A 309-nucleotide genomic window follows, 5' to 3' on the forward strand; every position below is an offset into this window, starting at 1 on the left:
TCAGGATAGCCTCTTACCCGCCGCAAGGCAAGGAGAAGAAGGCCATGAAACTGCCGCGAAGTCCCGTGATCTGGTGTCTGTCCGTCATGTGTTTAACGCTGCTGATATTCACTTTTCTGACGCGAAAGTCGTTGTGTGAAATTCGCTACAGAGACGAGTATCGGGAGGTGGCGGCATTTCTGGCCTGTGACGCCGGTAAGTAGCAATCTGAAGGCGGGGTAACCCGCCTTTTCAGATAACTGATGGACTCGGGCACCACGAGCGCTTTTACAAAGAGCCTTTCGGGAAACCGAAGGGCTCTTTTTCTTA

Annotated in this window: 1 protein-coding gene and 1 pseudogene; both read left to right on the forward strand. The window is 52.4% G+C overall.

Annotated elements, in window-relative coordinates; translation table 11 throughout:
• Nucleotides 1-76: pseudogene (locus NV64_RS24420) on the forward strand (DUF5431 family protein); the annotation flags it as partial.
• Complete coding sequence (locus NV64_RS22980; RefSeq protein ID WP_101506851.1) at nt 45-203, forward strand: type I toxin-antitoxin system Hok family toxin; 159 nt, start codon at nt 45-47, stop codon at nt 201-203. The pseudogene NV64_RS24420 and the gene NV64_RS22980, both read left to right, overlap by 32 nt.
• Nucleotides 204-309 lie beyond the last annotated feature (106 nt).

The sequence above is a fragment of the Erwinia sp. B116 genome, from assembly GCF_002865965.1.
Lineage (GTDB): Bacteria > Pseudomonadota > Gammaproteobacteria > Enterobacterales > Enterobacteriaceae > Erwinia.

Bases quoted from the DNA above. Each gene is read 5' to 3' on its own strand.
- NV64_RS22980 (WP_101506851.1), top strand. From the start codon at position 45: ATGAAACTGCCGCGAAGTCCCGTGATCTGGTGTCTGTCCGTCATGTGT.